Origin of the sequence: Pseudomonas sp. Choline-02u-1, assembly GCF_002836515.1 — a bacterium.
In the GTDB taxonomy this organism is placed as follows: domain Bacteria; phylum Pseudomonadota; class Gammaproteobacteria; order Pseudomonadales; family Pseudomonadaceae; genus Aquipseudomonas.
On the sequence record NZ_PJBC01000053.1, the window covers coordinates 1 to 262 of the forward strand.

Consider the following 262-nt stretch of genomic DNA (forward strand, 5'->3'; position numbering starts at 1 on the left):
TCCGATGACGTCTACAAAGACTCCGGTTCCGTGCAAGCCACGATCAAAACCGCTACCGGTGGCAACTTCGAGAACCTGGTACCGAGCACTGATCCAGCGGTGACGACTGTCACCGACACCATCGACACTTCGACGGTCAAATTGACCGCCGACACCTCGGTCGCTGAAGGCGGCACCGTCACCTACACCGCCACTGTCGGCGCGCCCGTCACCGGCTCGCCTGTTGTCGTGACATTGGCCAACGGCCAGAACATCACCATCG

General features: G+C 60.7%; 1 protein-coding gene. It reads left to right on the top strand.

Annotated elements, in window-relative coordinates:
* On the top strand, positions 1–262 hold a 262-nt coding region (locus CXF97_RS14060), incomplete at both ends, for an immunoglobulin-like domain-containing protein (RefSeq protein WP_157830899.1).